We start from the raw sequence: 16,452 nt of genomic DNA on the forward strand, positions 1-16,452 counted from the left end.
AGGAACCGGCATTATACATAAATCATTGCCCCACGGGCAGCAAACGGACGGCCGACGATGCCGCCTCCCCCATGCCCATCAGCAGCCAGTTCTCCCGCAAGCTTTTCTCGAACTCATACGCCGGCAGCGGCTTCCCATACAGATAGCCCTGCACCTCGTCGCACCCCGCCTGGCGCAGGAACTCCAGCTGCTCCACGGTCTCCACACCTTCCGCGATGACACGGTGCCCCAGCTTGCGTCCCATGCCGATGATGGTGCTCGCGATTGCGCAATCGCTCGGGTCCAGCGGGATGCCGGTCGTGAACGAACGGTCGATCTTCAGCGTGTCGATCGGGAAGCGCTTCAGGTACGACAGGCTCGAATAGCCCGTGCCGAAATCGTCCAGCGACAGCGCCACGCCCAGCGCGCTGATGCGGTCCATGATGGCGATCACGTGCTCGATGTCGTGCATCAGCGTGCTTTCCGTGATCTCCAGTTCCAGCCAGTGCGGGTCCAGGCGGTAGCGGCGCAGGGTCTCCGCGACGCGGCCCGGCAGCGACGGCGTGAATTCGCGTGCGGACACGTTCACCGCCAGGCGGAACGGCGGCAGGCCGGCGCGTTGCCAGATCGCGGCCTGGGCGCAGGCCTGTTCCAGCACCCACTCGCCCACCTGCACGATCAGGCCCGTGCTTTCGGCCAGGGGGATGAATTCGATCGGCGGGACCATGCCCCGCACCGGATGCCTCCAGCGCACGAGGGCTTCGGCGCCCACCAGGCGGCTCGAGCCGATTTCGAATTTCGGCTGGTAGTGCAGGATCAGTTCGCCGTTGCCGAGGGCGTGGCGCAGGCCGGATTCGATCAGCATGCGCTGCTGCATGCCCTCGTTCATGTCGAGGCGGTAGAAGGCGACGCTGCGGTCCGGGTTTTCCGCGTGTTCCTTGGCGCGCTCCATCGCGATGTCGGCCATGCGCAGCAGCGTCTCGGCATCCTGGCCGTCCTGCGGGTAGACGGAAATGCCGATGCTCGCGCCCACGCGCAGGTCGTGGCCCTGCACGAGGAACGGCGCTTCCAGCGCGGATTGCAGCTTCTGCGCGACCGTCGTGGCCTCGAAGTGCTGGCGGATGTCGAACAGGCCGACGGCGAATTCGTCGCCGGACAGGTGCGCCACGACGTCCTCGTCGCGCAGCGCGTTGCGCAGGCGTTCGGCGACCAGGCGCAGCAGGTCGTCGCCGACCCGGCGGCCCAGCGTGCCGTTGATCAGTTTGAAACGGTTCAGGTCCAGGTACAGCACGCAGGCCGTCGATTCGTTGCGCTGGGCGACCATCAGGGCCTGGTCGACGAGGCGGCCGAACAGCGTGCGGTTCGGCAGGCCGGTCAGCTCGTGGTAGTAGGCCAGGTGGTGCAGGCGTTCCTCGGCCAGCTTGCGTTCCGTGATGTCGGTGAGATACGCGATCAGGCCGGTCGGGCGGTCTTCCAGGTCGCACAGCGGCGACAGCGACAGGCTGGCCCAGAAGATCTCGCCCGATTTCTTCCGGCGCCGCACTTCCATCATGCGGCCGCCCTGCTCCGCGAAGGCGTCCTGGACGTCCTGGTCCTCGTCCGCGTACAGGAACAGGATGTTGCGGCCGACGGCTTCCAGCGCCGTGTAGCCGAACAGGCGCTCGGCGCCCTTGTTCCAGCTGGTGATGTAGCCCATGCGGTCCAGCGTCAGCACGGATTCGTGGATCTGGTCGAGGATCTGCGACTGGTGCGCCAGCTGCGCTTCGACCTGGGCATAGGCGTGCGTCGTGCGCTGGGCCAGCGAATGCACCTGCATCAGCGTGCCGGTGAGGCCGGCCAGCGCTTCCAGCTGGCGCAGGTCGTCCACGCTGTAGGCGCGGCCGGCGACTTCGTAGCGGCCGAAGCACACGCCGTCGGCACGCACTTCCTGCAGCAGCGCCCCCTCCACCATGTGCGGATGCAGGACGCCTTCCGGGATGTAGGCGCAGTGCGGGCTCGCGAGCAGCGCGCCGGCGATACGTCCCAGCTCGGCCCACAGGTCGTCCCCACGGAGTTTCAACACGGCGTCGCAGACGGCAGCGCTGCCGCCCGCGAAATCGATCGGCGCAGCGGCTGGCATCCTAGACATTGCGGGCTACCTGGATGGCCCAGTGATAGGCGTGCAACTGGCTCTGCCACCAGTCCGGCCCGTCGACGCCCGCTGCCTCCAGCGTCTCCGGATCCGGCCGGCCCGCTTCGGCGAGCCGCAACCGTTGACCCAGTTGCCCTTCGCGCCGCAGGAGCGCGGCTTCGACGTGTTCGGGCAGGTTCAGGTCCTGCACGATCTCCGCCATCGGCATCTGGAACAGGCGATCGAGCAGCGAGAAGACGCCGGCCATGAAAGCGAGGTCCTGCTCGTCGCGGTCGCCGCCGTCGCGCTTGCACAGCGCTTCCAGCGCGGCGCCGCGCAATGCGGCCACCGGCAGCATCAGGTTCGGCGGGCTGTCCGGGTGCTGGCGCGCGTACAGCAGCAGTTGCAGCCAGCGCTGCAGCTGGCGCCGGCCCAGGCGGCTGATCGCCTGGCCGAAGCTCGTGATCTGGGTACCGACCGAGAACGCGGCGGAGTTCACCAGTTTCAAAAGGTGATAAGACAGCGCCGGATCCGCTTTCAGCTGCGCTTCCAGCTCGCGCGAGTCGGCGTCGCGCGCCAGCAGCGCGAGCATCGTCAGCATGCGCCGGCGCGACGTGCCGTCGTCGCCTTCGGCCACGCTTCCCTCCAGCGCGTAGTCGCCGCTGAACCAGGAAAAGCCCGCGTTCTCGCAGGCGCGATACGCGTCCATGTCGCCGACGTTGTAGGCGAGGTGCGGTCCGAACAACGTCGGCAGCGCGCCGGCGCGCGGCAGCGCCGTGCGGCCATCGCGCGCCACGGTGCGCAGCGCGATCGGTGCGGCGACGCCTTCCGGCAGCGCGCCGTCGACCAGCACGCGGTAGCCGGCCATCTGCAGTTCCGCCAGGCGGCGCGCCGTGCCGTCCGTCGCCAGCGCGTCCGCGCGCACGGCCAGCAGCACGCGGTTGGCCGGCAGCACGTTCAGGACGGGAGGCGTCAGGACAGCCGCATCGTCCAGCAGCACGATGCAGTCGAGGGGCGCAATGGCGGCCAGCAGGTCCGGCGTGCCGAACAGGCCCTGCAATGCAGGATCGTCGAGTCCGGTCCCCGGCGTACCAAGCAACAGAGCGACCCACTCGTTCTGCGCGTTGGCGACGGAGCGTACTTCAACCACCGGGAACGGGGCGCTGGACATTAGCGAATATGCATTGATAGTAACCAGCTAATAGTAGAGCACGGCTTATTGGAAAGCAACTGTTTCTGTTTCCTATAGGACACGGTTTTACAGATATATTTACGATCCCGAGCCGCCCACCCTGCCGTGCTGGACGGCGAACTTGATCAGCTCCGCCTGCCCTTCGATGCCGAGCTTGCGCTTGATGTTCAGGCGGTGCGTCTCAACCGTGCGCACGGACAGGTCGAGCGCCTTCGCGATCTGCTTGTTCGACTCGCCGTTGGCGATGTGGCGCAGCACTTCCTGTTCGCGCGACGTCAGCTGGTTGTCCTGCGCGGCGGGGCGCGCGAGCTGGCGCGCGACGGCGGCGCTGTAGTAGATGCCGCCGGCCACGACGGTGTCGATGGCGAGGACGATGTCCTTGCCCGGCGCATCCTTCAGCACGTAGCCGCGCGCGCCCGCCTGCATCGCCTGCGTGACGTATTCCAGCTTGTCGTGCATGGACAGGATCAGCACGGCGATGTCGGGATAGTTCGCGTACAGGCGCGCGGTGGCTTCGATGCCGCTGCCGTCGCGCATGGTGATGTCCATCAGCACGAGGTCGATGCGCGTGCTGCCCGCGAGCGCCAGCGCCTCGGCGCCGGAATCCGCTTCCGCCACGACGCGGAAGTGGGATACCGCCTCCAGCCGCGCCCGCAGGCCGTCGCGCACGAGGGGGTGGTCGTCGACCAGCATGATGTGGACGGTCTTCTCGGTCATTCAGGTCTCCAGTTCGACGCTCGCGCACACGGTGGTGCCGGCGGCGGACGATGCGATGTCGAGGTGGCCGCCGATCGCGTCCAGCCGCTCCATCATGTTGCGCAGGCCGATGCCGCGCTGCGGGTGCGTGGCCACGCCCTCGGCGTCGAAGCCGGCGCCGTCGTCCGCGATGGTGAGCAGCACGCGCCCGTCGCCGGCGTGCAGCGCCAGGTCGATGTGATGCGCGCCCGCGTGCCGCTCGATGTTCGTCAGCGCTTCCTGGGCGATGCGGAACAGCACCGTGCCGACGGTCTGCGGCAGGTGCTCGGCGTCGCCCGTCACGTTGAACGTCACGGGCATGCCGCTGTGCTGCGAGAATTCCTCGGCGAGGTGGTCGAGCGCGGCCGCGAGTCCGAGGTCGTCCAGCAGGGTCGGACGCAGGTCGTGCGAGATGCGCCGCACCTCGCCCAGCACCTTGTTCAGTTCTTCCGCCGTGCGCTCGAAGCTGGCGTGCGCCTGGCGCTGCTGGTCCGGCGTGCCCTTCATGCGGATGATGCCGGCCTCGATCTGCAGCTTGATCGACACGAGCCACTGGCTGATGCCGTCGTGCAGGTCGCGCGACAAACGCGCCCGCTCCTGCTCCTGCGAATCGACGACGCGCTGCGCCAGGGCCTTCAGCTTCATGTCGGCGACGCGCGATTCGCTGATGTTCAGCGCGAGACCGGCGCCGCCGATGACGAGCGTGGCGAGGATGGCGAGGCCGGCGATCCACCACATCGTCGTCTCGATGTTGCGCGACTGCTGGGCGTCGACCTGGTCGAGCGCGGCCTGCACGTCGTCGAGATACAGGCCGCTGCCCATGATCCAGCCCCATTGCGGCACCGGCACGACGTAGCCGAGCTTGGGCGCGGACTTGTTCGTGGACGGCTTGACCCAGTTGTAGCGCACGAGTCCCCCGCCCTGCTTCGCGACGGCGACGATGTTCTGGATGGTCGGCGCGCCGAACCGGTCGTGCAGGTTCCACAGGTCGCGTCCGACCAGCTCCGGCTGGCGCGGATGCATCAGGTTGCGGCCGTCCATGTCGTAAACGAAGAAATAGCCGTCGTCGCCGAAGCTCAGGGATTGCAGGATGCGCTTGGCTTCGGCGAGCGTGGCCGGATCGTTGCGGCCGGATGCGGTCAGGTGGGCGATCGAATGGGACGCGAGATCCACGTAGTGCCGCAGTTCCGCCTGCTTGCTGGCCAGGTAGGCCTGCTGGATGGTGGCGTGCTGCTCGTGCGCGAGCGCGATCGCCTGCTGGCGGACGAACAGGGCGATCGCGCACAGCGCCACGATCAGCGGGGCGATCGCGAGAAAGATGACCTTCTGCCGTAATTGCATGCCGTGCGCGTCGAAATAGTCGTAACATGAAATTGTACGACCGATCAGCTGTTGCTGCATGCAAAGCTTGCCTACGTAGGACTACGTAGAGCGCTGCGTAATCATGCGCTTGTACCGAGCCGACCCGTGCAAGATACTGACAGGCACGCTGCTGTTCGTGTAAGCCGGCATCGACCGGTCGGGCAGCGCATCCAAAATCGGAGGAGTCAATAATGAAACGTCTAACAAGCCAGCTCGGATGGGCTGCGCTTTCGCTCGTGGGCGCCGTCTCGCTCGCCTACGTCGCCCTCAAGCGCGGCGAATCCATCAACGCGGTCTGGGTCGTCATGGCCGCCGTCTGCGTCTACCTGATCGCGTACCGCTTCTACAGCCGGTTCATCGCCGACAAGGTGATGGGCCTCGACCCGCGCCGGCAAACCCCTGCGTACAAGTACAACGACGGCCTCGACTTCGTGCCGACGAACCGCTACGTGCTGTTCGGCCACCACTTCGCCGCGATCGCCGGCGCCGGTCCGCTCGTCGGCCCCGTGCTCGCCGCGCAGATGGGCTATTTGCCCGGCATGCTGTGGATCCTGGCCGGCGTCGTGTTCGCGGGCGCCGTGCAGGACTTCATGGTGCTGTTCATCTCGATGCGCCGCGACGGCCGCTCGCTCGGCGACCTGATCAAGTCGGAAATGGGCGAGATCCCCGGCGTGATCGCCCTGTTCGGCACCTTCATGATCATGGTGATCATCCTGGCCGTGCTGGCGCTGATCGTCGTGAAGGCCCTGGCCGGTTCGCCCTGGGGTTCGTTCACCGTGATGGCGACGATCCCGATCGCGCTGTTCATGGGCATCTATTCACGCTACATCCGCGTGGGCCGCATCGGCGAGGTATCGCTGATCGGCTTCGTGCTGCTGATCGGCGCCATCGTCGGCGGCCAGTACGTGCACGATTCCGCTACCTGGGGCCCGATCTTCACGTTCAACGGCACCCAGCTGACCTGGATGCTGATCGGCTACGGTTTCGTCGCCTCCGTGATCCCCGTGTGGCTGCTGCTGGCGCCGCGCGACTACCTGTCGACCTTCCTCAAGATCGGCACCATCGTCGGCCTCGCGCTGGGCATCGTGTTCGTCGCCCCGATGATGCAGATGCCGTCGATCACCCGCTTCATCGACGGCACCGGTCCGGCCTGGTCCGGCTCGCTGTTCCCGTTCCTGTTCATCACCATCGCGTGCGGCGCCGTGTCCGGCTTCCACGCGCTGATCTCCTCCGGCACCACGCCGAAGATGATCGAGAACGAGCAGCACGCCCGCTTCATCGGCTACGGCGGCATGCTGATGGAATCGTTCGTCGCCATCATGGCTCTCGTCGCCGCGTCGACCATCGACCCGGGCGTCTACTTCGCGATGAACAGCCCCGCCGCCGTAATCGGCACCACCGCCCAGACGGCCGCCGCCGCGGTCTCGAACTGGGGCTTCGTGATCACGCCCGACCAGCTGACGCAGATCGCGAAGGACGTCGGCGAGCACACCATCATCTCGCGCGCCGGCGGCGCCCCGACGCTGGCCGTCGGCATGGCCCACATCCTGTCGAACGTCATCGGCGGCAAGGTCATGATGGCGTTCTGGTACCACTTCGCGATCCTCTTCGAAGCGCTGTTCATCCTGACCGCCGTCGACGCGGGCACGCGCGCCGGCCGCTTCATGCTGCAGGACCTGCTGGGCGCCTTCGTCCCGTCGTTCAAGCGCACGGAGTCGCTGCCGGCGAACCTGATCGCCACCGGCCTGTGCGTCGCCGCCTGGGGCTATTTCCTGTACCAGGGCGTCGTCGATCCGCTGGGCGGCATCAACACGCTGTGGCCGCTGTTCGGCATCGCCAACCAGATGCTGGCCGGTATCGCCCTCACCTTGGGCACCGTCGTGCTGTTCAAGATGAAGCGCGGCCAGTACGCGTGGGTCTCGATCGTGCCGACCATCTGGCTGCTGATCTGCACGCTGTCGGCCGGCTGGCTGAAGATCTTCGACCCGAACGTCAAGGTCGGCTTCCTCGCGCACGCCAATAAATTCAAGACTGCGCTCGACCAGGGCCAGGTGCTGGCGCCGGCCAAGTCGCTCGACCAGATGAGCCGCATCATCTTCAACGACTACGTCGATGCCACGCTGTGCGGCTTCTTCATGGTCGTCGTGATCGCGGTGCTGCTGTACGGCATCCGCACGGCGCTGGCGGCGCGCAAGAACGCCAAACCGAGCGCCAAGGAGACGCCGTACGTCGCGGCGCCGGCCGCCTCGATGGCCGAGGTGCAGTGATGCTCGGCGCGCTGGCACAGGCAGGCCGCTACCTCGGGCAAAGCATGCGCCTGATGGTCGGCCTGCCGGAATACGACACCTATGTGGCGCACATGGAGAAGACCCATCCGGATCAGCCGGTCATGAGCTACGAGGAGTTTTTCCGCGAGCGCCAGCAGGCACGGTACGGTAACGGCAAGCGCGGGGGTTGTTGCTGAGTTAGCACTTTTACCGTAACGCAATATATCGTCGCCCCCGCTTCGCCGGGGGCGATGTTTTATCGGCCCTCCCCTTCTCCGCTTCCCCCGCTTTGCGCCAGCACAAACGGCGCCCCATATCCCTCACCTATAGTCAGTTCCTGCAAGAATTTGCTTTCTTGCATGGTGAACCTGTGCGACAGGTTCGTTCGCAGCGCCGACCGCCGGATCCGCCCAACCCATGCAGACTCTCGAGCGCTCAAGCCTCAACCGAAAACTGACGTCGATGTGCCTGCAGGCCGCCGCCAGCGCGCTGCTGGTCGTGTACGTCGCCTTTGCCCTGGCGACGGTGACCGGCGAGCGCCGCGAGGAACGGCAGGAACTGGAGGCGCTGGCCGCCGTGCTCGCGCAGGGCGGTCTCGATGCCGTGCAGTTCAACGACCGCCGCCTCGCCACGCAGTTGCTGGCCGCGCTGGAAGCGCGCCGCGGTCTCGCCTCGGCCGTCCTGTACGACCGCAAGGGGCAACCGTTCGCCGCCTGGCATGCAACCGGCCAGGATGCCGCGGACAAGGTCGAGGCGCTCGGCGGGCTCGATCCCGACACCGTCGCCGCGGCCGCCGATGCCGGCAGCCGTCCCTGGCTGCCCGTGCTGCGCGTCTACCGCGTGCTCGGCGCGCCGCTTGACGCCGACGGCCGCGCGCTGCCGCCCGTGGGTGCCGTCATGATCGAAAGCGACCTCGTACCCCTGTGGCTGGACATCGCGCGCGCACTGGGCGTGATGGCCGTCGCGCTCGCCGCCGCGCTGCTGACGGCGTTCGTGCTCGTACGGCGGCTGCGGCGCAGCATCAGCGACCCGATCGGCAAGTTGATCAACGCGGCGCAAAAAGTCTCCGCCAGCCAGAACTACACGCTGCGCATCGCCCACAACCGCAACGACGAGCTGGGCGTGCTGATCGACAGCTTCAACAACATGCTCGCGCAGATCGAAGGTCGCGGCGCCGCGCTCACGCACCACCGCGACGAACTGGAACGCCAGGTCGGCGTGCGCACCGAGCAGCTGGAAAAGGCGAAGAACGCGGCCGAGGCGGCGAGCCGCGCGAAAAGCGCCTTCCTCGCCACGATGAGCCACGAGATCCGCACCCCGATGAACGGCGTGCTGGGGATGACGGAAATGCTGCTGGGGACGGAGCTCACCGAAACGCAACGCAACTACACGCGGCTGGTGAAGCAGTCGGGCGAGCACCTGCTGGTGATCATCAACGACATCCTCGATTTTTCCAAGATCGAGGCGGGCAAGCTCACCGTCGAGTACATCAATTTCAACCTGTGGGACCTGCTGGACGACATCCATACCGTCTACACGCCGCAGGCCGAGGCGAAGAACATCCCGCTCCATTTCGACATCGCCAACGACATCCCCGTCGCCATCTGCGGCGACCCGAACCGGCTGCGCCAGATCATGGCCAACCTGCTCGGCAACGCGGTCAAGTTCACGGACCAGGGCCGCATCCTCGCCAAGGTGCGCATCGCGAGCGAGGACAACCAGGCCGTGATGCTGCGCTTCGAAGTGCACGACACGGGCATCGGCATCTCGCGGGACGCCCGCAGCCGCATCTTCGAGGCGTTCTCGCAGGCCGACGATTCCACCACGCGCAAGTACGGCGGCACGGGCCTGGGCCTGGCGATCTCCAAGCAGCTCGTCGAATTGATGGGCGGTTCGATCGGCGTCGAGAACGCATTGACGCAGGGTTCCGTGTTCTGGTTCACGGTCGCCTTCGACAAGCGCCGCGTCGATCCGGATGCGCCGGGCGACCACCAGCACACGATCGACGGCCTGCGCGTGCTTCTCGTCGACGAGAGCGAGACGAGCCGCATCGGCCTCGAACGCCACCTGGCCACGTGGCGCGTCGAATGCGACGCGGCGGAGAGCGCGGACGAAGCGCTGGAGCGGCTGGACGAGGCGGCGCGCGCGGGCCGGCCGTACGACGCCGCGATCCTCGACATGGAGCTCTCGCACACGAGCGGCCTGCTGCTGGCCGCGCAGATCAAGCTTGATGCGGCCACGCGCGCCACGCGGCTCGTGCTGCTCAGCCCCGAACGGCTGGCCGCCGATCCGGTGCAGCGGCGCGAGGCCGGCGTCGCCTACCAGCTCATCAAACCCGCGCGCGCAGCCGATCTGTTCGCGTGCCTGGCAACCCCGCCGCGCGGCCAGGTGGCGCCGGCGCCGCGATTCATGCCGCCGCGTCCGCTGCATCTGGACGCCAACCGCCCGCGCACGCGGCGCGTGCTGCTGGCCGAGGACAATCCCGTCAACATCGAGGTGGCCCGGGCGATGCTGGAAAGCCTCGACCTGCAAGTGGATTGCGCGCGCAACGGCGAGGATGCATTGCAGGCCGTACGCACGAATTCCTACGACGCCGTGCTGATGGATTGCCAGATGCCCGTGATGGACGGCTTCGCCGCGACGGCCGCGATCCGGCGCGAGGAACGCGAAGCGGGCCGCGGGCGCGTGCTGCCGATCATCGCGATCACGGCGAACGCGCTGCAGGGCGACCGCGAAGCCTGCCTCGCCGCCGGCATGGACGATTATCTGTCGAAGCCGTTCAGCCAGCAGGAAATCGCGGCCGTGATCGGGCGCTGGATGGCGCTGCCGCTCGCGGCCACCGTGCACCACGACGACGAGCCGCCGCGGCTGCCGCCCGCCTCCGTCGAAGTGATCCAGCGCGACGTCATCAACCGCGTGGCGCTGGACAAGATCCGCGCCCTGTCGCGCGACCGCGGCGACGCACTCGTGCAGAAGGTGATCGCCGCCTACGTCGACGACACGCCGCAGCAGCTGCGCACGCTGCGCTCCGCCATCGACGGCCTCGACACGGGCAACGTGCGCCGCATCGCGCACACGCTGAAATCGGCCAGCGCCAACGTCGGCGCCGAAGCCCTCGCCGCCCTGTGCAAGGAACTGGAGCACCTGGGCCGCGCCGACACCACCGAAGGCGCGGACGCGATCCTGACCGACATGGAACAGGAGTTCCAGGCCGTCCGGCATTCGCTCACCGCCATCCTCGAAAAGGAAACCTGACATGCCAGCCCAAACTGCTACCGTCCTGGTCGCGGACGACGATCCGGTGATGCGCCTCCTGATGCTCGAGATGCTGGAAGGCGTCGGACTGGAAGGCATCGAGGCCGCGGACGGCCAGGAAGCCGTGGCCCTCGCGCACGCGCACGCGCCCGACCTGATCCTGCTCGACGTCGAGATGCCGAGGATGGACGGCTTCGCCGCGTGCCGCGCGATCCGCGACCTGCCGAACGGCGCGATGGTCCCGATCGTGATGGTGACCGGCGGCGACGACCTGGAAGCCGTCACCAATGCCTACGAGGCCGGCGCCACCGACTTCGTCTCGAAGCCGATCAACTGGCCCATCCTCGGCCACCGCGTGCTGTACGTGCTGCGCGCAAGCGATGCGATCGTCCGTCTGCGCATCGCCGACGCCCAGAACCGCGCGGTGCTGGCCGCCATTCCCGACACCTTCTTCCGCATGTCGCGCGACGGCTTCTATCTCGATTACGAGCCGGGCCGCGACGGGCCCGGACGCGGCGTGCGCGACGCCGGCGCGGACGAACAGATCGTCGGCAGCCACGTGACCGACGTCCTGCCGCGCGACATCGCCGAGCGCCTGTTCGAGCAGGTGGGCATGGCCCTGCACGTGCAGCAGGTACGCTCGGTCGAATACGAATTGATCCGCTTCGGCGAGGCCCAGCACTTCGAGGCGCGCCTCGTCGCCACCGGTCCGAATGAAGTGCTGGGCCTCGTGCGCGACATCAGCGAGCGAAAGCGCGCGGAAGAACAGATCCGGCGCCTCGCGTATTGCGACAGCCTGACGGGCATCCCGAACCGCCAGGCTTTCCTGGAAATGCTGGAGCGCGAGCTGCAGCGCTCCAAGATCGGCAACAAGAAATTCGCCGTGCTGTTCATGGACCTGGACGCGTTCAAGCGCATCAACGACACACTGGGGCACAACGTGGGCGACCAGTTGCTGAAGCAGGTGTCGGACCGCCTGCGCGAGACCATCCGTCCGAACGACCTGATGTCGCGCGGCGACCTGGTCCCGCGCGCGGACACGCCCAACAGCGCGGGCACGAACCTCGCGCGCCTGGGCGGCGACGAATTCACGATCCTGATCCCCGACCTCGAACGGGTCGAGCACGCCCTCAACGTGGCGCACCGCGTGAAGGATGCCATGCGCCGCCCGTTCGTCATCGAAGGCAACGAGATCTTCGTGACGGCCAGTATCGGCATTTCGCTGTTCCCGGAAGACGGCGACGACTGCACGTCGCTGCTGAAGTACGCGGACACCGCGATGTACCACGCGAAGAACTGCGGCAAGAACAACGCCAAGCTGTACTCGTCGTCGCTGACGATGCAGATCATGAGCCACGTGAGGCTGGAAGTCGGCCTGCGCCGCGCGCTGCAGAACGACGAGTTGTACCTGCTCTATCAACCGCAGCTCGACGTACGCTCGAACGAGATCGTCGGCGTGGAAGCCCTCGTGCGCTGGCGCCATGCGGAACGGGGCGTCGTCTCGCCCAACGAATTCATCCCGCTGGCCGAAGAGACGGGCCTGATCGTTCCGATCGGCGAATGGGTGCTGCGCACCGCGTGCAACCAGGCGCGTCACTGGCAGAAACTGGGGCGCCGGCCCGTACGCATCGCCGTGAACCTGTCGGCCAAGCAGTTCAAGGACGAGAACCTGTCGCAGATCGTCCTCTCCGCGCTGCACGACACGGGCCTCGACCCGCGCCTGCTCGAACTCGAGCTGACGGAAGGCACGCTGATGGACGATGCGAAGGCCACGCTCGCCACCTTGGAGCAACTGCGCGGCATCGGCGTGTATCTGTCGATCGACGACTTCGGCACCGGCTATTCATCGATGAACTACCTGAAGCGCTTCGACGTGCGCGCGCTGAAGATCGACCGCAGCTTCATCAGCGGCCTGCCGCAGGATTCCGAGAACGCCGCGATCACGCGCGCCATCATCGCGATGGCGCACGGTCTCAAGATGATCGTCGTGGCGGAAGGCGTCGAGACGGGCGAGCAGCTCGTACTGCTGGAGGAATACGGCTGCGATCTCGTGCAGGGCTTCTACCTCGGGCGGCCGGCGCCGCCGGAGGCGGTGACCGGCATGCTGCAGAAGTTGTGGGTGCCGGTCGCGGCACGGTAACCGCACAGTAAAACAACGTCGCCCCCGCGAAGGCGGGGGCCCAATTTAGCGCCGTCGATACGCCAGACTTGGGTTCCCGCCTTCGCGGGAACGACGGGTTACTGCTTCGTGAATTTCAGCGTGTGCACCGCCGCCCCCGGCAGCAACGGGGTCGGCTTCCCGCGCACCCAATCCAGACGTTGTGGGTGCCGGTCGCGGCACGGTAACCGCACAGTAATACAACGTCGCCCCCGCGAAGGCGGGGGCCCAATGTAGCGCCGTCGATACGCCAAACTTGGGTTCCCGCCTGCGCGGGAACGACGGGTTACTGCTTCGTGAATGTCAGCGTGTGCACCGCCGCCCCCGGCAGCAACGGGGTCGGCTTCCCGCGCACCCAATCCAGACGTTGTGGGTGCCGGTCGCGGCACGGTAACCGCACAGTAAAACAACGTCGCCCCGCGAAGGCGGGGGCCCAATTTAACGCCGTCGATACGCCAAACTTGGGTTCCCGCCTGCGCGGGAACGACGGGTTACTGCTTCGTGAATTTCAGCGTGTGCACCGCCGCCCCCAATCCAGACGTTGTGGGTGCCGGTGGCGGCACGGTAACCGCACAGTAAAACAACGTCGCCCCCGCGAAGGCGGGGGCCCAATTTAACGCCGTCGATACGCCAAACTTGGGTTCTCGCCTGCGCGGAAACGACGTTGGCTTAGTTCGTGAATTTCAACGTGTGCACCACCGCCCCCGGCAGCAACGGCGTCGGCTTCCCGCGCACCCAATCCTCGTGTCCTTTCAGGAAGTACGGCGACAGCGGATGCCCGCTCTGCCCGCCGGGCATGTCGAACAGCCCTTCTTCCTCGCGCCCCGGCGCCACCGTCAGGCGTTCCGACTGTCCGAACTTCGGCCCCGCCACGCGCGGCATGTTGGCATCGCCCGGCAGCTGGTCCGGCGGGACGCTGAGCCAGCGGCGCAGCGCCGGCACCGCGATCGTGAACGGGTGCGCGATCGTCGCCGTGTTGCGCCGGCCCCACGTCGCCTGCGCGAGCGGCGTGCCGTCTTCCTTGATCTGGGCGATGGCGCGGTCGATGGCCACCAGCTGCAGGTCTTGCCAGCTCGCGTAACCGGCCGGCAGCCACGCGGCCGGGCGCTCGTCCAGCAGGCGCGCCACGACGTCCGGCCAGCGCGACGTCGCGACCACGATGCTGGCTTTCGGATCAAGTTTCGCCAGCTCCGCATCGACGCCGCCGAACAGCAGCTCGTGCAGCGACCACATGAACTGGCGCGCCAAACGGTAGCCGACGGACGTCGTGCTCGCGCGGCCGTCCCAGCTCGATTCCAGCAGGCGGCGGAACTCGGCGCGCTCCGGATGCTGGTCCAGTGCGCGGGCGTCCAGCGCGGCCAGGGCGCGCTCGCGCCAGCCGGCGATGAACGGTGCGCGGTCGTCGAGCGACGCCTGGAACGCAGCCGGCACGTCCGTCCTGTCGCCCAGTCGGCGCACGTTGCCGCTCAACTGGTGCACGCGCGCGCCCAGGTCGAAGCCGCCGTCGCCGATGATGCCGGCGTCCCCGCCCGCGAGCTGGCGGCTGTTCGCCGTCACCAGCTGGCCGCCGGGCGGATTGACGACGCGCGGATGCTGCGCCGGCGCGAGCAGTCCGCTCCACGTGGGCACGGCACCGTCGGCCGCGAGCGGGAACGACACCCTGGGGCCGCCCTGCGCGCGCTGCGGCAGCGCGCCGCCGATGGTCCATGCGATGCCGCCGCGGTCGTCGCCGAGGACGACGTTCTGCGCCGGGATGCCGTCGCCGGCGGCCGCGGCGAGCGCCTCGTCGAGGTTCGTCGACGCTTCCAGCTTCAGGTGGTTCAGGTTCAGCGCGCCGGGATCGTGCGCGACCCAGTGCACCGCGTACTGGACGCCGTCGACGGTGCGCACCGGACCGAGGCTCGTCTCGAGCACGGTCATCGCCTGCGCCGGTTCGCCCTTCACGAGCAGCGTTTCCGTGTGCGCGACGGGCGTCTCCCAGCCGTTCGTCGTGCGTACCTGGCCGGGATGGGCAGCATCAAGGCCGAGGCGCACGAGATCGAGCGTGTCTGCATAGCTGTTGGTAAAGGCCCAGGCGACATGGCCATTGCTGCCGACGATGACGGCCGGGGGCGTCCCCGGCAGGCTCACGCCGACGACGCGGCGCGGCTGCCCCTGCGCGTCCGGGAAGCGCAGCGCGAGGCGGTACCACGTGTTCGGCAGCTGCAGGCCCAGGTGCATGTCGTCGGAGACGATGGCGGCGCCGCTCGCCGTGCGCGTCCCGGCGATGACGTAGTTGTTGCTGCCCACGGCGTCCGTGAATGCGATCCCCGCCACCTGGCGCGCAGGAACGCCCTCCTTGCGGCCCCACCAGGCCGGCGCCGTGGCCGGAATCGGGGCCGGCGCCAGCGCGACGGCGTCCGCATCCATCGGCGTATCCCAGCGGGTCGCCTCCGGCAGCAGGAAGGCCAGCTGGGCCGGATCGAGGTGCGCGGCGAGCCAGCCCCGCGCCAGTTCGCGCGGTTCCTGGTTGCCCTGCAAATCGAAGTACATGGCCCACACGGCCAGCAGCGAATCGGCAGGTGTCCACGGACGCGGGGTCGCGCGACTGAGCAGGTATTCGAACGGGCGCGCACGCAGGCCGTTCAGGCCGTCGTTGACGCCGGCGGCGTAGCGGTCGAGGAAAGCGCGCTCGGCCGGCGTCATGCGCTGCACGGCCTGTTCGGCGCGGGCGCGGAAGCGGTGCAGCCGGTGCGCGCGGTCCAGCGGCAGCGCCTTGGCGCCGAACAGCTCGGCCAGTTCGCCGGCGGCACTGCGGCGCAGCAGGTCCATCTGGAAGAAGCGCTCCTGGCCGTGCACGAACCCGGTGGCGTACGCGACGTCGAGCCGGTTCGCCCCGCTGATGGTCGGCACGCCGTTCGCGTCGCGCTCCACGGTGACAGGCGCCGACAGCAGCGGCGAACGATGCTGGCCGTCGAGCTCGGGCAGGCTCGCGCGCAAGGCCATCCAGGCGCCGCCCGCGACGAGCACCGGCAGCACCACGACCCCGACCGCAACCCCCCGCCCCCATTTGCCCCACCCACGTTGTCGCATGCCGCTCATCCCTTTGGAAAAGGGGCATCTTGCCAGAAATTGCACGTGCGGGCGAGTACGCGACAACCCTTACCCGCGATGGTTCCCCGTGCGCGATTGAGCAGGCTCTCTCGCAGGCTCGCACTGTCTTCTAAGCTTTGGAAAGGCGCGCAAGACGCGCGTGTTGGTTGGAGGAAGCGCCATGATTCGGGTGCTGGGTATCGGGTTGGTGCTCACGCTGGCCGCGTGCACGACACCGCAGGAGCGCGCGGCCCAGGCGCAAGCCGACGTCGAGCGGATGATGGCGGTCTATGGCCCGGCCTGCGTCCGGCTGGGTTATGCG

Annotated in this window: 9 protein-coding genes; 4 read left to right on the forward strand and 5 right to left on the reverse strand. The window is 67.8% G+C overall.

The window, feature by feature from the left end:
• Positions 1–22 precede the first annotated feature (22 nt).
• The 4 genes from ACEN9H_RS21135 to ACEN9H_RS21150 all read right to left on the reverse strand — a co-directional run bounded on the left by ACEN9H_RS21135 (position 23) and on the right by ACEN9H_RS21150 (position 5,357).
• Positions 23–2,098 carry a putative bifunctional diguanylate cyclase/phosphodiesterase gene (locus ACEN9H_RS21135; protein ID WP_413675615.1) on the reverse strand — a complete coding sequence of 692 codons (2,076 nt, stop codon included), beginning with the start codon at positions 2,096–2,098 and terminating at the stop codon, positions 23–25.
• Between the two features lies 1 nt (position 2,099).
• Positions 2,100–3,260: an EAL and HDOD domain-containing protein gene (locus ACEN9H_RS21140; protein WP_371762951.1), complete on the reverse strand. Its 1,161-nt coding sequence runs from the start codon at positions 3,258–3,260 to the stop codon at positions 2,100–2,102.
• A 99-nt stretch (positions 3,261–3,359) separates the two neighbouring features.
• Positions 3,360–3,998 carry a response regulator gene (locus ACEN9H_RS21145; RefSeq protein WP_371770021.1) on the reverse strand — a complete coding sequence of 213 codons (639 nt, stop codon included), beginning with the start codon at positions 3,996–3,998 and terminating at the stop codon, positions 3,360–3,362.
• Positions 3,999–5,357: a cache domain-containing protein gene (locus tag ACEN9H_RS21150; RefSeq protein WP_371762949.1), complete on the reverse strand. Its 1,359-nt coding sequence runs from the start codon at positions 5,355–5,357 to the stop codon at positions 3,999–4,001. It lies immediately after the preceding gene.
• 212 nt (positions 5,358–5,569) lie between these two features.
• Between ACEN9H_RS21150 and ACEN9H_RS21155 the strand changes: the two genes are divergently transcribed.
• The 4 genes from ACEN9H_RS21155 (at position 5,570) to ACEN9H_RS21170 (ending at position 13,040) form a co-directional block, all read left to right on the forward strand.
• A complete protein-coding gene (locus tag ACEN9H_RS21155) occupies positions 5,570–7,645 on the forward strand; it encodes a carbon starvation CstA family protein (RefSeq protein WP_413671962.1) in 2,076 nt (691 codons plus the stop codon).
• On the forward strand, positions 7,645–7,842 hold the full coding sequence (locus tag ACEN9H_RS21160) for a YbdD/YjiX family protein (protein ID WP_056127383.1): 198 nt from the start codon (positions 7,645–7,647) through the stop codon (positions 7,840–7,842). The genes ACEN9H_RS21155 and ACEN9H_RS21160 overlap by 1 nt, the downstream gene beginning before the upstream one ends.
• 220 nt (positions 7,843–8,062) lie before the next feature.
• The gene (locus ACEN9H_RS21165; protein WP_413671963.1) at positions 8,063–10,900 is read left to right on the forward strand and encodes a response regulator; all 2,838 of its coding nucleotides are present in this window, start codon (positions 8,063–8,065) and stop codon (positions 10,898–10,900) included.
• A gap of 1 nt (position 10,901) precedes the next feature.
• Positions 10,902–13,040, forward strand: coding sequence for a putative bifunctional diguanylate cyclase/phosphodiesterase (locus ACEN9H_RS21170; protein ID WP_413671964.1), 2,139 nt, complete (start codon positions 10,902–10,904; stop codon positions 13,038–13,040).
• Positions 13,041–13,727: 687 nt separating this feature from the next.
• Here the strand turns inward: ACEN9H_RS21170 and ACEN9H_RS21175 are convergent.
• Positions 13,728–16,130 carry a penicillin acylase family protein gene (locus tag ACEN9H_RS21175; protein WP_413671965.1) on the reverse strand — a complete coding sequence of 801 codons (2,403 nt, stop codon included), beginning with the start codon at positions 16,128–16,130 and terminating at the stop codon, positions 13,728–13,730.
• Positions 16,131–16,452 lie beyond the last annotated feature (322 nt).

The organism is Massilia cellulosiltytica, from assembly GCF_047325105.1.
In the GTDB taxonomy this organism is placed as follows: Bacteria; Pseudomonadota; Gammaproteobacteria; order Burkholderiales; family Burkholderiaceae_D; genus Telluria; species Telluria orientalis.